This window comes from Kitasatospora sp. NPDC004289, from assembly GCF_053602875.1.
Genome location: NZ_JBSGEL010000013.1, coordinates 1 through 16,448 on the forward strand (window position 1 = coordinate 1; position 16,448 = coordinate 16,448).

The window sequence follows — 16,448 nt, forward strand, 5'->3', positions numbered from 1 at the left end:
TCTCGTCAGTCGCCGATGCTCCGCATGGACTCCCTCCTCGGCGCCGCCGAGGCACGCACCCCGACGACGCGGCCTGATCCGACCCCATCAAGGAGGCGGCCCCTAACGGACGACGGGGAGGGGGCGGGGCCACGGGCCCCGCCCCCTCCTTGCCGACGGTGGATCAGCCGAGCGAGATCTCCGGGAGCAGACCGGGGATCAGTGACGGGATGCGCAGCTCCTGCTGGGGCTGCTGGTCGGCCGGTGCCGCGCCGTCCGCCGGGGCGGCGGCGGCCGGCTGGCGGTCGGAGGTGCCGGCGGAGGGGCTGCTGCCGCCACCGGTGACGCCGCCGAGCGGGCCGGTGCCGTTCCCGGTGAGCGGGGCGGGCAGCAGCTTGTCCAGCAGGTTGGGCGAGGGCTTGGCGTTCGGCGAGGAACTGCCCTGGCCCGAACCGGGGTTGGCCGGGTTCTGGGCCTTGGGCTGGCCGGCGGTGGAGCTGCCGGTGCCGCTCTTCGGCTGCTGCTCGGCGGGGGCCGACGACTGACCGCCGGTGCCGCTGCTGTCGCCGGGAGCCTGCGCGCCCTTGCCCTTGGCCTTCTCCTGGCCGGGTGCCGGGGCCAGCCTGAGCGGGGCCACGTCCTCGGTCATCTCGTCGAAGAGGTGGTTCACCTTGCTGGCCTGGGTGGTCAGTTGGCTCGGCAGCTGGCCCTGGACGGAGGCCCAGCGACCGTCCTCGACGGCGGCGAAGTCGGCCAGCCGGCGCATCGGGTCGAGCGAGCCGTTGCTCCGGTAGACGGAGCGGAGCAGCTCGCGGCCGCGCAGGGCCTCGGCGTGCATGTCGTCCAGTGCGCGGCGGACCTGCTCGACCGTGTGCGGGCTGAGCGAGGTGCCGCTGTCCGACCGGTCGAGCAGGCCCCTGGCCTCCTCGAGGCGGGTGGACGCCTGGTCCAGCAGCAGCGCGCCGACCTCGGAGTCGGAGCCCGCCCAGCTCAGCCGGAGGTCCTCCAGGCCGCGCTTCATGCCGTAGAGGGTATCGCCCGGAAGGGCGTTGGAGCTGGCCGCTGCCGCCCCGGCGAAACTGCCCACCGCGACGGCGCCGACCAGGCCGCCGATCGCCAGCCGCCGGCCCCAGCGCCGCCGTGCCCCGGCGCGGATCGCCCGGTGGCGCCGCTGCTGGGGCACCCGCGCCGTCGGCGGGGCCACCCACTCCCGCTCGAACGCGGCCATCAGCTGGGCGCGTTGGAGCGCCCTGGCCTCACCGCCGAGCTCCGGACCGGGCAGCGCGCCGAGCGCGTCCGCCATGCCCAGCAGCTCCGCCATCGCGGTGGAGCCGGTGGGCCTGCCGTCGTCCGATCTCAAGTCCCCCTGGTGGGGCTCCGCGTGGTGGGCCTCCAGCGCCTCGGCGAAGGCCCTCGCCCGCCGGTGCTCCAGCATGTTTGCCGTCACGGGCCACACCTCCCTTCGTCGTTGTCGACTCCCCGGCCTGCCGGACGGTTGCCACGGCGGGCCAAAACCACTCCATCGGGTGAGCGTGGCCGATCCTGCTTGACCGACGGCCCGGCGGGGGCTTGCACGCTGGCCAACGAGCGGTGAGGGGAGTCGGTTACGCACGACCCCCCGTCGGCGTTAAGCAGAGCATGTGACCGCGCCTTCACCCGACCGGGCGGCCGGGACCGTCCGCCTGACGAACCGTCAGGCGGACCGTCGGCGCCCGTCACCGGGCGTCGGGCGGCAGCAGCCGGGCCAGGGTGCGCACCGCGCGGTACTGGAGCGTCTTGATGGCGCCCTCGTTCTTGCCCATGATGCGGGCCGTCTCCGCGACCGAGAGCCCCTGCAGGAAGCGGAGCGTGACGCACTCCTGCTGCTGCGGGTTGAGCCGCCGCACGGCGTCCAGCAGGGCCGCGTTGGAGAGCGACTCCAGCACCGACTCCTCGGGGCTGCGCTCGCACTCATTGGAGTCCAGCATCTCGCCGGTGGTGACCTCCAGCCGGAACCGGCTGGACTTGAAGTGGTCCGCCACCAGGTTGCGCGCGATGGTCACCAGCCAGGCGCCGAAGTCCCGGCCCTGCCAGGTGAAGGTGCCGATCCGGCGCAGCGCGCGCAGGAAGGTCTCGCTGGTGAGGTCCTCGGCGGTGGCCCGTCCGCCGACCCGGTAGTAGATGTACCGGTAGACGGTGTCGGCGTAGTGGTCGTACAGGCGGCCGAACGCCTCGCTCTCGCCGTTCTGGGCGCGCTCCACCAGCTCCATGATCGGGTTGTGCTCGGACTCCAGGCCGGGCGCGGGCGCGGTTCTGGCCCGGCCGCGGCTGCCGCTGCCGACCGCGCCGCGGCTGCGGGTCGGGGTGGAGCCGGTGGTGGTGGAGCGCAGCGCGAGGCCGGGGCCGGCCGCCAACGGCGCGCCCGCCAGGGCGGGTTGCGGCAGGTACAGCTCGAACTCGCGGATCGCGGAGCGCAGTCGTGCCAGGTGGGTACCGCGCAGGGTGAGGGGCGACGGGCGGGAGGAGGCAGGCGCGTCGTTCCGGACGGGTGGGTACACGGGACTCCCAGAGGCAGAACTGTGGACGGGTCACCTCCGCCTGCGCGGAGAGCACGCGCCCTGATCCCCCGTCACGGGTGACGTGTGGGTGGCGTGCATCCAGGAGAGAATAACGCTTTGTGCAATGACAGCTACACCCTGTGGCCGAAGTGGTCGTTTGAGATCCGCTTGGCGTGCATATGCGGCTGGAACTGACCGAAGGTGTCGCGGGGAGACTGCCTCAAAGTGAGTGACCATGCGCGCCTGGTGACAGATTCCGGAGCGGGGCGGCTGGTTTCCCGGGTTCGGGGCCCGGCAACCCCAGACTTTCCCGAGTCGCCGAACGATCGCTTCCGGTCACGGCCGGACGGGTTCGGAACGGCCCCGGCGGGGGCCGGAGTTCGCTCGGACGTGTGAGGCCGACCGGCGGGTCCCCGGCGCGTCACCCTGACGGGTGGTCAGGCGGCGTGCTGGCGCCGCCTGATGGCCACGGTGGCGGCGGCGGCCCCGGCCAGGACGCCCAGGCCGGCGGCGGCGGGCAGCCCGACCCGGGCGGCCTTGCGGCCGGTCCGGAAGTCCCGCACCCGCCAGCCGTTGGCCCGGGCGTGGCGGCGCAGCGCGGAGTCGGGGTTCACCACGTAGGGGTGGCCGACCAGGCCGAGCATCGGGATGTCGTTGGCCGAGTCGCTGAAGGCGGCGCACCGGTCCAGGTCGAGCCGCTCGCGGCGGGCCAGCGCGCGGACCGCGGCGGCCTTGGCCTCACCGTGCAGCAGGCCGCCGACCAGCCGTCCGGTGTAGACGCCGTCCACCGCCTCGGCCACGGTGCCGAGCGCGCCGGTCATCCCGAGCTGCCGGGCGATGATCCGGGCCACCTCCTGCGGGGCGGCGGTGACCAGCCAGACCCGCTGGCCGGCGTCCAGGTGGAGCTGGACCAGGGCCCGGGTGCCGGGCCAGATCTTCCGGGCGATGACGTCCTCGAAGATCTCCTCGCAGATCTCCTCCAGCTCGCTGGTCCGCTTGCCGGCGACCAGGCCGAGCGCCTTGTCCTTGGCGTCCGCCATGTGCGCCGGGTCCTCGGCGCCGTGCACCCGGAACCAGGCCTGCTGCCAGGCGAAGCGGGCCATGTCCCGCCGGGTGAAGAACTTCCGCCGGTACAGGCCGATGCCGAGGTAGAAGATGGCCGCGCCGCGCAGGATGGTGTTGTCGCAGTCGAAGAAGGCGGCGGCCCGCGGGTCGTCCGGGGTCGGCTGGTGGTCCCCCTCGGGGGCCTGCGTCCGCGCCGCGTCGGCGGCTGCCTCGCCGGCCAGCACCGTCTGCTCGTCCGGCGCCTGCCGTACCCGTGTGAGCCTTCTCAGGGCGACCATGCCACCGAGCATAGCCAGCCGCCGGGACTCTCCTCGTGACCAGCGCCTTCAGGGAGGGTGAACGGGAGCCCACCGGCGGACGCGCCCGCGCCCCCTCGGCGGCCGGTGCGGCGGGCACAATGGGGCGGGTGAGCCCACTGCTGCGACGCGACACCTCCAAGAAGCCGGCCGAGCGGACCGTGACCCTGATCGGGAAGCCCGGCTGCCACCTCTGCGACGACGCCCGGGAGGTGATCGCCCGGGTCACCGGGGAGCTGGGCAGCACCTTCGAGGAGCGGGACATCCTCCAGGACGAGGAGCTGTACCGCAGGTACTGGGAGCAGATCCCGGTGACCCTGATCGACGGGAAGCAGCACGACTTCTGGCGGGTCGACGAGCGCAGGCTGCGGGCGGCGCTGGGCGGTTGAGCCCGGGCCGGCACCCCTCCGATCGGCGGGGGTGCTTCTCCGAATCGTTGTCTCGAATATGAGGATCGGCTTAGGAAACGCCTGATGGTCGGCTTACGATCTAACACGTTTCTGTCCGCCGGGGGCTGGATGACGGAGGAGGGCGTTCATGCTCCCCGGTCGACAACTGCCGCCCCCGCGGGGCGGGTTCGCCGTGGTCGACGTCGAGGCCACCGGCCGCAGCCCGTGGCGGCACCGGATGGTCGAGGTCGGCGTGGTGCTGCTGGACGGTCAACTCCGCCCGGAGGGCGAGTTCTCCACCCTGATAGACCCGGTCGGGCCGGTCGGTCCGACCCATGTGCACCGCATCGCCCAGGGCGACGTGGTCGGAGCCCCGCGCTTCCGGGAGCTGGCCCCGCTGCTGCTCGACCTGCTCGGCGGCCGGGTACTGGTCGGACACCACGTCAGCTGTGACCGGGCCTTCCTGGAGCGGGAGTTCGCCCGCATCGGGGTGCCGCTGCCCGCGGTCCCCGCGCTCTGCACCCTCCGTCTGGCCCGGGCCCGCCTGCCCGGGGCCGGCGGGTACGGGCTGGCCGCCTGCGTGGAGACCGCCGGTCTCGGCTGGTACCCCGCGCACACCGCGCTCGGCGACGCCCGGGCCACCGCCGAGCTCTTCCGCCACCTGGCCGCCCGGGCCGAGTGGCAGGCCCCGCTGCACGAGGCGGCCGGGCTGCCCTGGCCCCGGCTGGCCGCCGCGCCGTCCCGCCGCCGGGCCGGCGAGCTGCCGCTGATCCGCCGCGAGGCGGTGCTCGGCCCGTGGCCCCGGGGGGTCGAGGCGCCGACGGTGCTGACCGCCCGGGCCACCGCCCCGGTGCCCTCCGCGTCCGGCGCGCGGCGGTGACCGTCCGCCCCGGTCCGGTACGGTGCGACCTGACGCAGTCCGCGGTCGGCTCCAGGACGTGCCGCCGCCGCGTGATGCGCGTCACTGTGGGCGGACAAAACGGACACCATCTTTGTGCACACGTTCACAAACGCATAGCCTGGCTGCCAAAGCCCAGCTTCACCCACAGGAGCACCGTGGCAATCGGCCGATCCACCCAGAGCACCTCGCAGACGCCCGAACCGGGCGCCGCGCGCCGACCCTCGCGTGCCCGGGGCATCCCGGAGGCGACCGTCGCCCGCCTCCCCCTCTACCTGCGGGCCCTGACCGCGCTCTCCGAGCGCTCGGTCCCCACCGTCTCATCCGAGGAGCTGGCCACCGCGGCCGGGGTCAACTCGGCGAAGCTCCGCAAGGACTTCTCCTACCTCGGCTCCTACGGCACCCGCGGCGTCGGCTACGACGTCGAGTACCTCGTGTACCAGATCTCCCGCGAGCTGGGCCTGACCCAGGACTGGCCCGTGGTCATCGTCGGCATCGGGAACCTCGGCCACGCGCTCGCCAACTACGGCGGCTTCGCCTCCCGCGGTTTCCGGGTCGCCGCCCTGCTGGACGCGGACCCGGCCGTGGTCGGTTCCACCGCGGCCGGCCTGCCGGTGCGTCACATGGACGAGCTGGAGTCCATCGTGGAGAGCCAGCACGTCTCGATCGGCGTGATCACCACCCCGCCCGGCGCCGCCCAGCAGGTCTGCGACCGCCTGGTGGAGGCCGGCGTGACCAGCATCCTGAACTTCGCCCCGACCGTGCTGACCGTCCCGGACGGCGTGGACGTGCGCAAGGTGGACCTCTCCATAGAGCTCCAGATCCTCGCCTTCCACGAGCAGCGCAAGGCCGGCGAGGAGCCCGGGCAGGGCGACTCGGTGCTCGACCGGGCCCCCGGTCCGGTCCGGGCCGCCGCCGCCAAGCTGCGCCGGGCCGCCGGCGGCACCGCCAAGACCGAGCCGGCCAAGGGCAAGCCCGCCGCCAAGGCCGGCGAGGGCGACCTCTCGGCGGTGATGCCCGCATGAGCATCCGTCGGATCCGCATCACCGAGGGGCGGGCATGAGTCTTCTCGTCGTCGGGCTGAGCCACCGCAGCGCGCCCGTCACCGTGCTGGAGCGCGCCGCGCTCACGGGGGAGACCCCGGCCCGCCTGCTGCACGACGCCGCCGCCGCCCCCGCGGTGGCCGAGGCCGCGCTGGTCAACACCTGCAACCGGATCGAGCTCTACGCCGACGTGGACAAGTTCCACGCGGGCGTCGCCGAGCTCTCCCTGCTGCTCGCCCACCACAGCGGCGTCGACCTCGAAGAGCTCACCTCGCACCTCTACGTGCACTACGAGGACCGGGCGGTGCACCACATCTTCTCGGTCGCCTGCGGCCTGGACTCGATGGTGGTCGGCGAGGGCCAGATCCTCGGCCAGCTGCGCGACGCGCTGGCCCGGGCCCAGGAGGAGCACACCGCCGGACGCGGGCTGAACGAGCTGTTCCAGCAGGCCCTGCGGGTCGGGAAGCGCGCCCACAGCGAGACCGGCATCGACAAGGCCGGGCAGTCGCTGGTCACCTTCGGCCTGGAGCAGGTCGCCGCCGGGGCCGGCGAGATCGCCGGCAAGCGCGCCCTGGTGGTCGGCGCCGGCTCGATGAGCTCGCTAGCCGCCGCCACCCTGGTCCGCGCTGGCGTCTCCGACCTGCTGATCGCCAACCGGACCGCCGAGCGCGCCGAGCGGCTGGCCGCCAACCTCGGCGCGCGCACGGTGGAGTTCGCCAAGGTCCGCGAGGCACTGGCCGACGTCGACCTGGTGATCTCCTGCACCGGCGCAGCCGGCGTGGTGATCACCGCCGAGGACGTGGCCGCCGCCACCGCCCTGCGCACCGGCGAGGGCCCGCTGGCCTTCCTCGACCTGGCCATGCCGCGCGACGTGGACCACGACGTGCACGGACTCGACGGCGCCCTGCTGGTCGACCTGGAGAGCCTCTCCCGGGCCCACGCCGCCACCCCCGGCGCCGGGGACGTGGACGCGGTGGTCGGCATCGTCTCCGACGAGGTCGACTCCTTCGCCGCCGCCCAGCGCGCGGCCCGGATCGCCCCCACCGTGGTGGCGCTGCGTCAGATGGCCTCCGAGGTCGTGCTCAGCGAGCTCGGCCGGCTCAACTCCCGGATGCCCGACCTGGACGAGCGCACCCGCGCCGAGGTCTCCCAGACCGTCAAGCGGGTGGTGGACAAGCTGCTCCACGCCCCCACCGTCCGGGTCAAGCAGCTCGCCGCCGAGCCCGGCGGCGCCGGGTACGCGGACGCGCTGCGCGAACTCTTCGACCTGGACCCGGCGGCGATCCAGGCGGTGGCCGGCTCACCGGCCGGCGCCCGCCCCAGGCCGCCGGCCCAGGCCGGACCGCCGGCTCCGGCCGATGCCGGACACGCGGGGGGCAGCCCCCGATGAACCACCAGACAGCCCACGAGCATGACCGGGACGATCACCTCATGAATGGTCAACTGACCGGCGGCGGACAGCCGCTGCGCCTCGGCACCCGCCGCAGCGCCCTCGCCATGACCCAGTCGGGCATGGTCGCCCGCGAGGTCGAGCGGGTCACCGGCCGACCGGTCGAGCTGGTCGAGATCACCACCTACGGGGACACCTCCCGGGAGGCGCTGGCCCAGATCGGCGGCACCGGCGTCTTCGTCTCCGCGCTGCGCGACGCGCTGCTGGAGGGTCGGATCGACCTGGCGGTGCACTCCCTCAAGGACCTCCCCACCGCCGCCCCCGACGGCCTCTTCCTGGCCGCCGTCCCCGAGCGCGAGGACAGCCGGGACGCCCTGGTGGCCCGCGACGGCCTGGCCCTCACCGAGCTGGTCGAGAAGCTGGCCGGCTCCGGGCACCCCGTCCGGATCGGCACCGGCTCCCCGCGCCGGATGGCCCAGCTCAACGCCTGGGCCCGCGGCCTCGGCGCCACGGTCGAGACGGTGGCCATCCGCGGCAACGTGGACACCCGGATCAACAAGGTCACCGCCGGCGAGCTGGACGCGGTGGTGCTCGCCACCGCCGGGCTCAACCGCCTCGGCCGCTCGGCCGAGATCACCGAGCACCTGGAGCCGGAGCTGATGCTCCCCGCCCCCGGCCAGGGCGCCCTGGCCGTCGAGTGCGCCGACCCGGCGCTCGCCGCTGTGCTGCGCGCCCTCGACCACACCCCGACCCGAGCCGCCGTCGCCGCCGAGCGGGCCCTGCTGGCCCGCCTGGAGGCCGGCTGCTCCGCCCCGGTGGCCGCCCTGGCCACCTGGCAGGGCACCGAACTGCGGCTGGAGGGCGTGGTCGGCACCGTCGACGGCGCCACCCTGCTGAAGATGACCGCCAACGGTCCGCTCACCCCCGACGAGACCGCCGAACGGCAGGCGGTGGCCCTCGGCCACGCGCTCGCCGAGCGGCTGCTCGAAGCGGGCGCGGCCAACCTGATGGGGGAGCGAGCCCGATGAGCGCCGCCGCCAACCTCGCCCACAACCCGGCCGCCCCGGCGGGCCGTTGCACCTTCCTGGGAGCGGGGCCGGGTGACCCGGGCCTGCTCACGCTGCGCGCGGTGGACGTCCTCTCCTCCGCCGACGTGCTGATCGCCGACCCGCTCACCGCGGCCGCCGTGCGCACCCACTGTCCGGTCGGCGTCGTGGTGCACAGCACCGTCGGCGAGGACTGCCCCGACGTGGCCGCCGTGGTCGCCGAGGCGGTCCGCAACGGCAAGCACGTGGTCCGCACCGTCGACGGCGACCCGGGCCTGGACGGCTGCGCCGCCGAGGAGATGCTCGGCTGCGCCAACGCCGCGATCCCCTTCGAGGTGATCCCCGGCGTCGCCCAGTCGGTCGGCGTCCCCGCCTACGCGGGCGTCCCGCTGCGCGGCAGCCAGGGCGCCGACGTCCGCTTCGTCGACGCGGCCGGCCTGCTGGCCGGCGGCAACATCGACCTCGGGATGCCGGAGACCACCCTGGTGGTCCGCACCACGCTGGGCCAACTCCCGGCCACCGCCCAGGCCTTGGTGGCCAACGGCCGCAAGCCCGAAGCCCCGCTCTCGGCCACCCTGTCCGGCACCACCACCCGGCAGCGCACCTTCACCGCCACCCTGGCCACCATCGCGGCCGACCTCAAGGCGGCCCGGGTGCTGCCCTCCCCGGTCTCCGCCCCGGTGGACCCCGCCACCTCGGTGATAGCCGTGGTCGGCGAGCAGGTGGCGCACCGCTCCTCGCACTCGTGGTTCGAGACCAAGCCGCTGTTCGGCTGGAACGTCCTCGTCCCGCGCACCAAGGAGCAGGCGCACGGCCTCTCCGACCAGCTCCGCTCCTACGGCGCGGTCCCGCAGGAGGTGCCGACCATCGCGGTCGAGCCCCCGCGGACCCCGCAGCAGATGGAGCGCGCCATCAAGGGCCTGGTGACGGGCCGTTACGAGTGGATCGCCTTCACCTCGGTGAACGCGGTGCGCGCCGTCCGGGAGAAGTTCGAGGAGTACGGCCTCGACGCCCGCGCCTTCGCCGGCATCAAGGTCGCCGCGGTCGGCGAGACCACCGCCCAGGCGCTGGTCGACTTCGGCGTGAAGCCCGACCTGGTGCCCAGCGGCGAGCAGTCCGCCGCCGGCCTGCTCGAGGACTGGCCGCCCTACGACCCGGTCTTCGACCCGATCGACCGCGTCCTGCTGCCGCGCGCCGACATCGCCACCGAGACCCTGGTGGCCGGCCTGGTCGAACTCGGCTGGGAGGTCGACGACGTGACGGCCTACCGGACGGTGCGGGCCTCCCCGCCGCCGGCCGAGACCCGCGAGGCGATCAAGGGCGGCGGGTTCGACGCGGTGCTCTTCACCTCCTCCTCGACGGTGCGGAACCTGGTCGGCATCGCCGGCAAGCCGCACAACGTCACGGTGATCGCCTGCATCGGGCCGGCCACCGCGAAGACCGCCGAGGAGCACGGCCTGCGGGTCGACGTGATGGCTCCGGCCCCGTCGGCCGCCGCACTCGCGCAGGCGCTGGCAGACTTCGGGGCGAACCGCCGCGACGCCGCCGTGGCGGCGGGCGAGCCCGTCTACCGCCCCAGCGAGCGCCGCCCCGGCTCCCGCCGCAAGGCCGCCCGCTAGGAAGTGGTTGCACCGGGGGCGCGAGGAACTGCGCGCCGGGGAACGGCAGCACCTGCAACTGGCTGACGGAGGTTCAGTTGCCACTGGTCCGCCTTCCGTACCCGCGCAGTTCCTCGCGCCCCCGGCATCACCGAGAAGGGATATCCGTTGTCCGCTGAGTTCCCGTACGTCCGTCCGCGCCGTCTGCGGCAGAGCCCCGCGATGCGGCGGCTGGTCGCTGAGACCAGGCTGCACCCGGCCGAGCTGATCCTGCCCGCGTTCGTGCGGGAGGGGATCACCGAGCCGCGGCCGGTGAGCTCGATGCCCGGGGTGGTGCAGCACACCCGGGAGACGCTGAAGCGGGCCGCCGCCGAGGCGGTGGAGGCGGGCGTCGGCGGGATCATGCTGTTCGGCGTGCCGCTGGTGCAGGACGCCACCGGCAGCGAGGGCACCAACCCGGACGGGATCCTGCAGCAGGCGATCCGGGACGTGGTGGCCGAGGTCGGGGACGACCTGGTGGTGATGTCGGACCTGTGCCTGGACGAGTTCACCGACCACGGGCACTGCGGGGTGCTGGGCGCGGACGGCGGCGTGGACAACGACGCCACCCTGAAGCGGTACGAGGAGATGGCCCTGGTCCAGGCCGAGGCCGGGGTCCACCTGGTCGGCCCGTCCGGGATGATGGACGGTCAGATCGGCGTCATCCGCAAGGCCCTGGACGCCAACGGGTACCAGTCCACCGGCATCCTGGCCTACACCGCCAAGTACGCCTCGGCGTTCTACGGGCCGTTCCGCGAGGCCGTCGGCTCCTCGCTCAAGGGCGACCGCAAGACCTACCAGCAGGACCCGGCCAACGCCCGGGAGTCGCTGCGCGAGCTGGAGCAGGACGTCGCCGAGGGCGCCGACCTGGTGATGGTGAAGCCCGCGATGGCGTACCTGGACGTGCTGCGCCAGGTGGCCGACGCCTCGCCGGTGCCGGTCGCCGCGTACCAGGTCTCCGGCGAGTACTCGATGGTCGAGGCGGCCGCGGCCAACGGCTGGGTGGACCGCGAGCGGATGATCCTGGAGACCCTCACCTCGATCCGCCGGGCCGGCGCCGGGCAGGTCCTCACCTACTGGGCCACCGAGGCGGCGCGCCTCCTCAAGTGACGCACGCCAAGGGCGCGGCACCCGGGGACGGGTGCCGCGCCCTCGTGCTGACGTGGTGTCAGTGGATCTCGGCGTGGCCCTCGCCGCCACCGGCGGCCCAGTCGTCGCCGGCCACGAACCACTGCTCGAAGCAGGCCTCGATGTGGCTGGTCTCGGCGTGGCCCCACTGCTCGGCGGCCAGGAACGGCTCGCTCGCGGTGGCGGCGAACTGGGCGCCGCCGTGAGCCTCGACGTGCGCGTAGGCGGGGGCCGAGACGCCGGCCAGGGCCAGGGTGGCGACCGCGGTGAGCGCGGCCTTGCCCAGGATGCTCTTCATGGTTTCCCTCTCTGCGTGACAGCAGTGTGACTACACGTGATCACAGAATCGGACGGCCGCGGCGCAGCACGCGCCAGGGCCGCCCACCGGCCACCCGAAGGAACCGCACTCCAACGAGTGGCCGGGGTCGCGGGGGAACGGAAAACCGCCGGGCCCGGGGGGAGTCCCCCGAACCCGGCGGTCGGCCTTACCCGGTTGATCAGCCGATCAGGTGGCTGACGCCACCGTCGCCCGAGCCCTGGGTGGCGGGGCCGACGTTGCAGGTCTGCTTCGGCTCGTTGTTGAGGACGTCCGCCTCGATCGGCACCGCGACACCGATGACGGCGACGGCGATGTTGTGGACCTCCGGCAGGCAGAGGTTCGGGTTGTCGAGGGTGTGGAAGTTCGGGGAGTGGTCGCCGTGGGTGCCGGTCGCGTTGGTGCCACCGTTGCCGGAGACGCCGACGGCGGAACCGTCAGCGTCGCCGATCGCCATGGCGGGGGCGGCGGTCATGGCCAGGCCGGCGGTGGCAACGCCGACAGCGGCGAGGGCCTTCTTGATCATTGTTCTGTTCCTTTTCGGACTTGATGGGTGTGGTGGAACGGGTGGTACTGGTCGGCCCCGGGTAGCGGGGCCGGGCCGGCGAGAGGTCAGCCGACCAGGTGCGAGACGCCGCCGTCGCCGCTGCCCTGGGTGCCGGGGCCGACCACGCAGGTCTGCTTCGGCTGGTTGCTCAGGGCGTCGACCTCGACCGGCACCGCGACGCCCAGAACGCCGACCGCGATGTTGTGCACCTCGGGCAGGCAGATGTTCGGGTTGTCGAGCACGTGGAAGTTCGGGCTGTGGTCGCCCCAGGTTCCCGTGGCGTTGGTGCCGCCGTGGCCGGAGAGGCCGGCCGCCCCGCCGTCCGCGTTGCCGATCGCGGAGGCCGGGACGGTACCGGCGGCCATGGCGGCGGCGGCCAGGCCGACTGCCGCGAAAGTCTTCTGGAGCATGGTGGAGATACCTCTCTTGATGAATCACCATCGGTTGCCGGCCCGTCCGGGGGGATTGCCTCCGACCGCCGTCCTGGCTGCGACAACGGGATCAAAGAGCGAGCGGCGGGAAAGTTACGCGGAATCTCGGGGATTCACCAACGGTCAGTCAAGATCCTCTGTGTCCGGTCGGATTATTAGGCCGAACCGGTCAACGCTCGCTATCCCGCTCCCGGATTGCTCGTTGAAGGGATTGATTTCCCAGGCCGGCCGAATCAGGCCGATGGGCCCTTCATATGACAGAACGGTGAACAGCATGAAGCTCTCCAAGCGCGCGGCCGGCGCGCTGCTGCTGGCGGTCGGCTCCGGTGTGCTCACGGGTCAGGCGGCGGCCGTGGCGGCTCCTGCCCACACCGAGCCGATGACGGCCGGTCAGGTCGCGGCGATGGAAGACCAGTTGGCCACCGAGGAGGTCCCCTTCAACATCCCGCTGGAGACGGTGAGCGAGCACCTCCCGATCTTCCCCGGGGACGGCCACATCTCGGGCGGGGTACCCACCTCGCTGGTGATGCCGCCGAAGCCGGACGAGGCGCCCGGTGGCCAGCTGATCCCCGAGCGGGTCGTGCCGGGCCTCGAGGTCGGCCGGATCGGGCCGCGCCTGCAGGCCGCGCTGCCGCTGCCCACCGCGGACCGCTCCACCGACCTGGGCGACGTCGCGCTGGACGCCCCGGCGGCCCCGCTGAACGCGCAGGGCCCGGACCTGACCCTCGGTCACCCCTTCGAGTGGGCCCAGGGCAACGCGGCCACCCCGGTGGACGACGTGCTGAGCGCCGGCGAGCTCGACCCGCAGCTGATCACCAACCCGGTGCAGGCCATCCCGGGTGCCAAGGCGAGCCTGGGCAAGGGCGAGGAGAAGCTCTCGGTCAGCGACTCGCTCTCCGACCTGACCGGCACCACCGCCGGCACCGTCCGCGAGGTGCTGGCCCAGGGCTGACCGGCCCGGTACGGCGAGGAGCCCGGCACCCCCGAGGTGCCGGGCTCCTTCCGCGTGCGCGTCCGTTCAGCCGGGCAGCTGGTCGATGACCCCGCCCACCAGCGGCAGGTCCTTGGTGCCGCCGCCCTGGCTCAGCGGCTGGGTGAGCGGGGCGGTGCCGACCGGGGCCAGGCCGTTGTCGGGCTCCAGCGAGAGCCCGTTGTTCAACAGGTCGGCGGAGGAGCCGGCCCACGGGTCGAGCCGGAGGGTCTTGGCCGGGCTGAGGCCGTGGCCGAGCCCGCCGGTGGCGCCCTCCAGACCGGCGGCGGCGTCGATCGGCTGCAGGCCGCCCACCGGCGGGGTGAGCCCGGCCGCGGCGGCGGGGGAGGAGAGCAGGAAGCCGGCCGCGAGCAGACCGAGGGCGGCGGCGGGGAGGTGGCGGGAGAGCATGGGGTTCGACTCCTCAGCAGGGCAGGGCAGGGTGCGGCAGTGCGGGGTGCGGCAGGGGGCGGGTCAGGGCCTGGACGGCGCGAAGCCCCCCGATCGGCGGACCGGGGGGCTGCACGCGCACGGGGTACCGCTGGTCACCTGGAGGGTGATCAGCAGTCCTCCTCGGGCATCGGCGGGGCGTCGACGTTGGCGCAGGAGTTGCCGAAGGCCGGGTTCAGCAGGCCGACCACGTTCACGGAGTTGCCGCAGACGTTGACCGGGATGTGCACCGGAACCTGGATGGAGTTGCCGGAGCCGACGCCGGGGGAACCGGCGGTGACGCCCTCGGCGGAGGCACCGGCGACGGCGGTGCCGGCACCCGCGGCGACGATGCCGACGACGGCACCCGCGACGGCGGCGGCCTTCTTGACGTTCTGCATGGGGTGATCTCCTCGATCAGGGAAGGGTGCCGGGCACCCGGCGCGGAGGCCGGGTGCCCAGCGGGTGGTGCTGCGTCAGGTGCGGCTGGGTCAGCCGACGTTGGCGCAGGAGTTGCCGAAGGCCGGGTTCAGCAGGGCGATCACGTTCACGGTGTTGCCGCAGACGTTGACCGGGATGTGGATCGGCACCTGGACGTTGTTGCCCGAGAGCACGCCCGGGGAGCCGGCCACGACGGCCTCGGCCTCGGAGCTGGCGAACGCGCCACCGGCGGAGCCGAGCACCAGGCCGGCCGCGGCGACGGAAAGGACAGCAGCCTTCTTGAAGCTACGCATGGGAAATCCTCCGTTTGAGCGGGCGAGCGGGAATGTCGCCCGAGAACTGGGGGTGTACCGTGTGGTGTCGCAATAGCGGCCCAAGTCCTGTGCGTCGCCCGTGGCTTGGGCGGTTCCGCGCGGCCGCTTCGTTCACGCCGCCCCCGTCATCAGTTCTCGCACGGTCGAGAACCGGACGCAATCGCGGCGCGCCCAGGAGGGTTCGAATTGCCCCACCTGGAAGTCATCGGACTGACTCGGCGTCAGTCTCAGGCGTTCAGGCAGGAGTTGCCGAAGGCCGGGTTGAGCAGGCCGACCACGTCGACGGTGTTGCCGCACAGGTTGACCGGGATGTGGATCGGGACCTGGACGTTGTTGCCGGAGAGCACACCGGGCGAGCCGGCCACGACGGCCTCGGCCGACGCGCCGCTGGTGTGGCCGTGACCGTGGCCGTGGGCGGCGGCGGCAGCGGCGCCGCTCAGCAGCAGGGCCGCGGTGGCGGCGGTGCCGAGGGTGCCGTAGGCGAGCTTGCGCATGGTGCGAGTCCCATTTCTTGCGGTGGTTCGATGCTTCGGTGTGGAGCCTGTTTCGCCAGGAAGAACGACGCAGTGCGCGGAGGGAAACGGGCGGATCCGAGCGGTGCGGGAGATCACCCGAATGGCACCGCTGCTGCAAGCGGGTGAATGTGGCCGGGGGTGCGCAACCCGTACGGCCAGGGCTCGTTGGAGTCGACGCACGCCCGTGCGCTTCCATGCTCGTCCGCTGTTGGTACGGCACCTGGAAGAACTGATCTACGAGGAGACTCACATGAGCGTCAAGAAGGTCGCCACCGTCGGCGCCGCTGTCGTTGGCATCGTTGCGGCCGGTGCGGGCACCGCGATGGCGAGCAGCTCCGCCGAGGGCGTCACCGCGGGTTCCCCCGGTGTCATCTCCGGCAACTCCGTCCAGGTCCCGGTTCACGTTCCGGTCAACCTCTGCGGCAACTCGGTCAACGTGATCGGCGCCCTGAACCCGTCGTTCGGCAACTCCTGCGCGAACGTCGGCTGAATTCAGCCGCGTAGCAGCTGAGTTGTACCCGAACAGCGCCTGACGCCGCGCGCGTCGGTCGCCTCTCGGTCGATTCCGCCGTACCCGAGCCGCCGTCCCCGCCTCCCCTCCTGAGGCGGTGGGCGGCGGCTCCGCGTCGTTCAATCACCCGCTGCACGAGGCTTGTTGCGTTACCGGTCAGTACCTAGCATGTGAGCCGGGCTCACCTTTTCCGGGCCCGCGCACCACGCACCAACTCCGGTCCCCCACCCTCCAGGAGTCACGCGTGCTCAGCTCACCACGTACCTCACCGGGAACGGCCCTGCTGGCCGCGGCCGGTCTGCTGCTCTCCCTCGCCGCCGGCGTCCCCACCGCCACCGCCGCCCCCGCCGCGCCCGTCACTGCCAAGCCGGCCGCCATCGTCGCCCTCGGCGACAGCGCCATCTCCGGGGAGGGCGCCGGGACGGACACCAACGACGCCTACACCCCCGGCACCGACACCCCCACCAACTACTGCCACCGGCACGGGAAGTCGGAGATCTTCGTCACCGACATCCCCGGCGTCACGCCGGTGAACCTGGCCTGCTCCGGCGCCCAGACCGGCGACC

19 protein-coding genes are annotated in these 16,448 nt (G+C 73.3%); 9 read left to right on the forward strand and 10 right to left on the reverse strand.

The features are described 5' to 3' along the window. Nucleotides 1–163: 163 nt before the first annotated feature. The 3 genes from ACWEPF_RS11165 to ACWEPF_RS11175 all read right to left on the reverse strand — a co-directional run bounded on the left by ACWEPF_RS11165 (nt 164) and on the right by ACWEPF_RS11175 (nt 3,859). On the reverse strand, nt 164–1,426 hold the full coding sequence (locus ACWEPF_RS11165) for a DUF5667 domain-containing protein (protein WP_452172375.1): 1,263 nt from the start codon (nt 1,424–1,426) through the stop codon (nt 164–166). 268 nt (nt 1,427–1,694) lie between these two features. Then, nucleotides 1,695–2,516, reverse strand: a complete 822-nt coding sequence (locus tag ACWEPF_RS11170) for an ECF subfamily RNA polymerase sigma factor, BldN family (protein ID WP_380149573.1) — start codon at nt 2,514–2,516, stop codon at nt 1,695–1,697. A 437-nt stretch (nt 2,517–2,953) separates the two neighbouring features. Then, a complete protein-coding gene (locus ACWEPF_RS11175) occupies nt 2,954–3,859 on the reverse strand; it encodes an HAD family hydrolase (protein WP_345289266.1) in 906 nt (301 codons plus the stop codon). A 119-nt stretch (nt 3,860–3,978) separates the two neighbouring features. Between ACWEPF_RS11175 and ACWEPF_RS11180 the strand changes: the two genes are divergently transcribed. The 7 genes from ACWEPF_RS11180 to hemB all read left to right on the forward strand — a co-directional run bounded on the left by ACWEPF_RS11180 (nt 3,979) and on the right by hemB (nt 11,390). Further along, nucleotides 3,979–4,266, forward strand: a complete 288-nt coding sequence (locus ACWEPF_RS11180; RefSeq protein WP_449797787.1) for a glutaredoxin family protein — start codon at nt 3,979–3,981, stop codon at nt 4,264–4,266. A gap of 148 nt (nt 4,267–4,414) precedes the next feature. Next, nucleotides 4,415–5,146, forward strand: coding sequence for a 3'-5' exonuclease (locus ACWEPF_RS11185; RefSeq protein WP_452172376.1), 732 nt, complete (start codon nt 4,415–4,417; stop codon nt 5,144–5,146). Between the two features lie 176 nt (nt 5,147–5,322). Continuing rightward, nucleotides 5,323–6,189 (forward strand): redox-sensing transcriptional repressor Rex, encoded by an 867-nt coding sequence (locus ACWEPF_RS11190; RefSeq protein WP_452172377.1) that lies wholly within the window; start codon nt 5,323–5,325, stop codon nt 6,187–6,189. Between the two features lie 34 nt (nt 6,190–6,223). Beyond that, a complete protein-coding gene (locus ACWEPF_RS11195; RefSeq protein WP_345289269.1) occupies nt 6,224–7,597 on the forward strand; it encodes a glutamyl-tRNA reductase in 1,374 nt (457 codons plus the stop codon). A 41-nt stretch (nt 7,598–7,638) separates the two neighbouring features. Further along, entirely contained in the window at nt 7,639–8,625 is a 987-nt protein-coding gene (hemC, locus tag ACWEPF_RS11200; RefSeq protein ID WP_452172378.1) for a hydroxymethylbilane synthase, read from the forward strand. Continuing rightward, nucleotides 8,622–10,262 carry a uroporphyrinogen-III synthase gene (locus ACWEPF_RS11205; RefSeq protein WP_452172379.1) on the forward strand — a complete coding sequence of 547 codons (1,641 nt, stop codon included), beginning with the start codon at nt 8,622–8,624 and terminating at the stop codon, nt 10,260–10,262. The genes hemC and ACWEPF_RS11205 overlap by 4 nt, the downstream gene beginning before the upstream one ends. A gap of 147 nt (nt 10,263–10,409) precedes the next feature. Further along, nucleotides 10,410–11,390: a porphobilinogen synthase gene (gene hemB / locus ACWEPF_RS11210; RefSeq protein WP_345289273.1), complete on the forward strand. Its 981-nt coding sequence runs from the start codon at nt 10,410–10,412 to the stop codon at nt 11,388–11,390. Nucleotides 11,391–11,448: 58 nt separating this feature from the next. Here hemB and ACWEPF_RS11215 read toward each other — a convergent pair whose 3' ends face one another. The 3 genes from ACWEPF_RS11215 to ACWEPF_RS11225 all read right to left on the reverse strand — a co-directional run bounded on the left by ACWEPF_RS11215 (nt 11,449) and on the right by ACWEPF_RS11225 (nt 12,681). Continuing rightward, entirely contained in the window at nt 11,449–11,706 is a 258-nt protein-coding gene (locus tag ACWEPF_RS11215) for a hypothetical protein (RefSeq protein ID WP_452172380.1), read from the reverse strand. 199 nt (nt 11,707–11,905) lie between these two features. Continuing rightward, the gene (locus tag ACWEPF_RS11220; protein WP_345289275.1) at nt 11,906–12,250 is read right to left on the reverse strand and encodes a rodlet layer protein; all 345 of its coding nucleotides are present in this window, start codon (nt 12,248–12,250) and stop codon (nt 11,906–11,908) included. Nucleotides 12,251–12,336: 86 nt separating this feature from the next. Further along, nucleotides 12,337–12,681, reverse strand: a complete 345-nt coding sequence (locus tag ACWEPF_RS11225) for a rodlet layer protein (protein ID WP_345289276.1) — start codon at nt 12,679–12,681, stop codon at nt 12,337–12,339. A gap of 295 nt (nt 12,682–12,976) precedes the next feature. Between ACWEPF_RS11225 and ACWEPF_RS11230 the strand changes: the two genes are divergently transcribed. Continuing rightward, the gene (locus tag ACWEPF_RS11230; protein WP_380149574.1) at nt 12,977–13,654 is read left to right on the forward strand and encodes a hypothetical protein; all 678 of its coding nucleotides are present in this window, start codon (nt 12,977–12,979) and stop codon (nt 13,652–13,654) included. Between the two features lie 66 nt (nt 13,655–13,720). On the opposite strand, the gene ACWEPF_RS11235 is transcribed toward ACWEPF_RS11230, so the two are convergent. The 4 genes from ACWEPF_RS11235 to ACWEPF_RS11250 form a co-directional block, all read right to left on the reverse strand. Further along, nucleotides 13,721–14,083 carry a hypothetical protein gene (locus ACWEPF_RS11235; protein WP_345289278.1) on the reverse strand — a complete coding sequence of 121 codons (363 nt, stop codon included), beginning with the start codon at nt 14,081–14,083 and terminating at the stop codon, nt 13,721–13,723. Between the two features lie 149 nt (nt 14,084–14,232). Next, nucleotides 14,233–14,502 carry a chaplin gene (locus tag ACWEPF_RS11240; RefSeq protein WP_345289280.1) on the reverse strand — a complete coding sequence of 90 codons (270 nt, stop codon included), beginning with the start codon at nt 14,500–14,502 and terminating at the stop codon, nt 14,233–14,235. 90 nt (nt 14,503–14,592) lie between these two features. Further along, nucleotides 14,593–14,835 (reverse strand): chaplin, encoded by a 243-nt coding sequence (locus tag ACWEPF_RS11245; protein ID WP_345289281.1) that lies wholly within the window; start codon nt 14,833–14,835, stop codon nt 14,593–14,595. A 248-nt stretch (nt 14,836–15,083) separates the two neighbouring features. Further along, complete coding sequence (locus ACWEPF_RS11250; RefSeq protein ID WP_345289282.1) at nt 15,084–15,350, reverse strand: chaplin; 267 nt, start codon at nt 15,348–15,350, stop codon at nt 15,084–15,086. 271 nt (nt 15,351–15,621) lie between these two features. Here ACWEPF_RS11250 and ACWEPF_RS11255 point away from each other — a divergent pair, with 271 nt between their 5' ends. Next, entirely contained in the window at nt 15,622–15,861 is a 240-nt protein-coding gene (locus ACWEPF_RS11255) for a chaplin (RefSeq protein ID WP_345289284.1), read from the forward strand. Nucleotides 15,862–16,448: the final 587 nt, after the last annotated feature.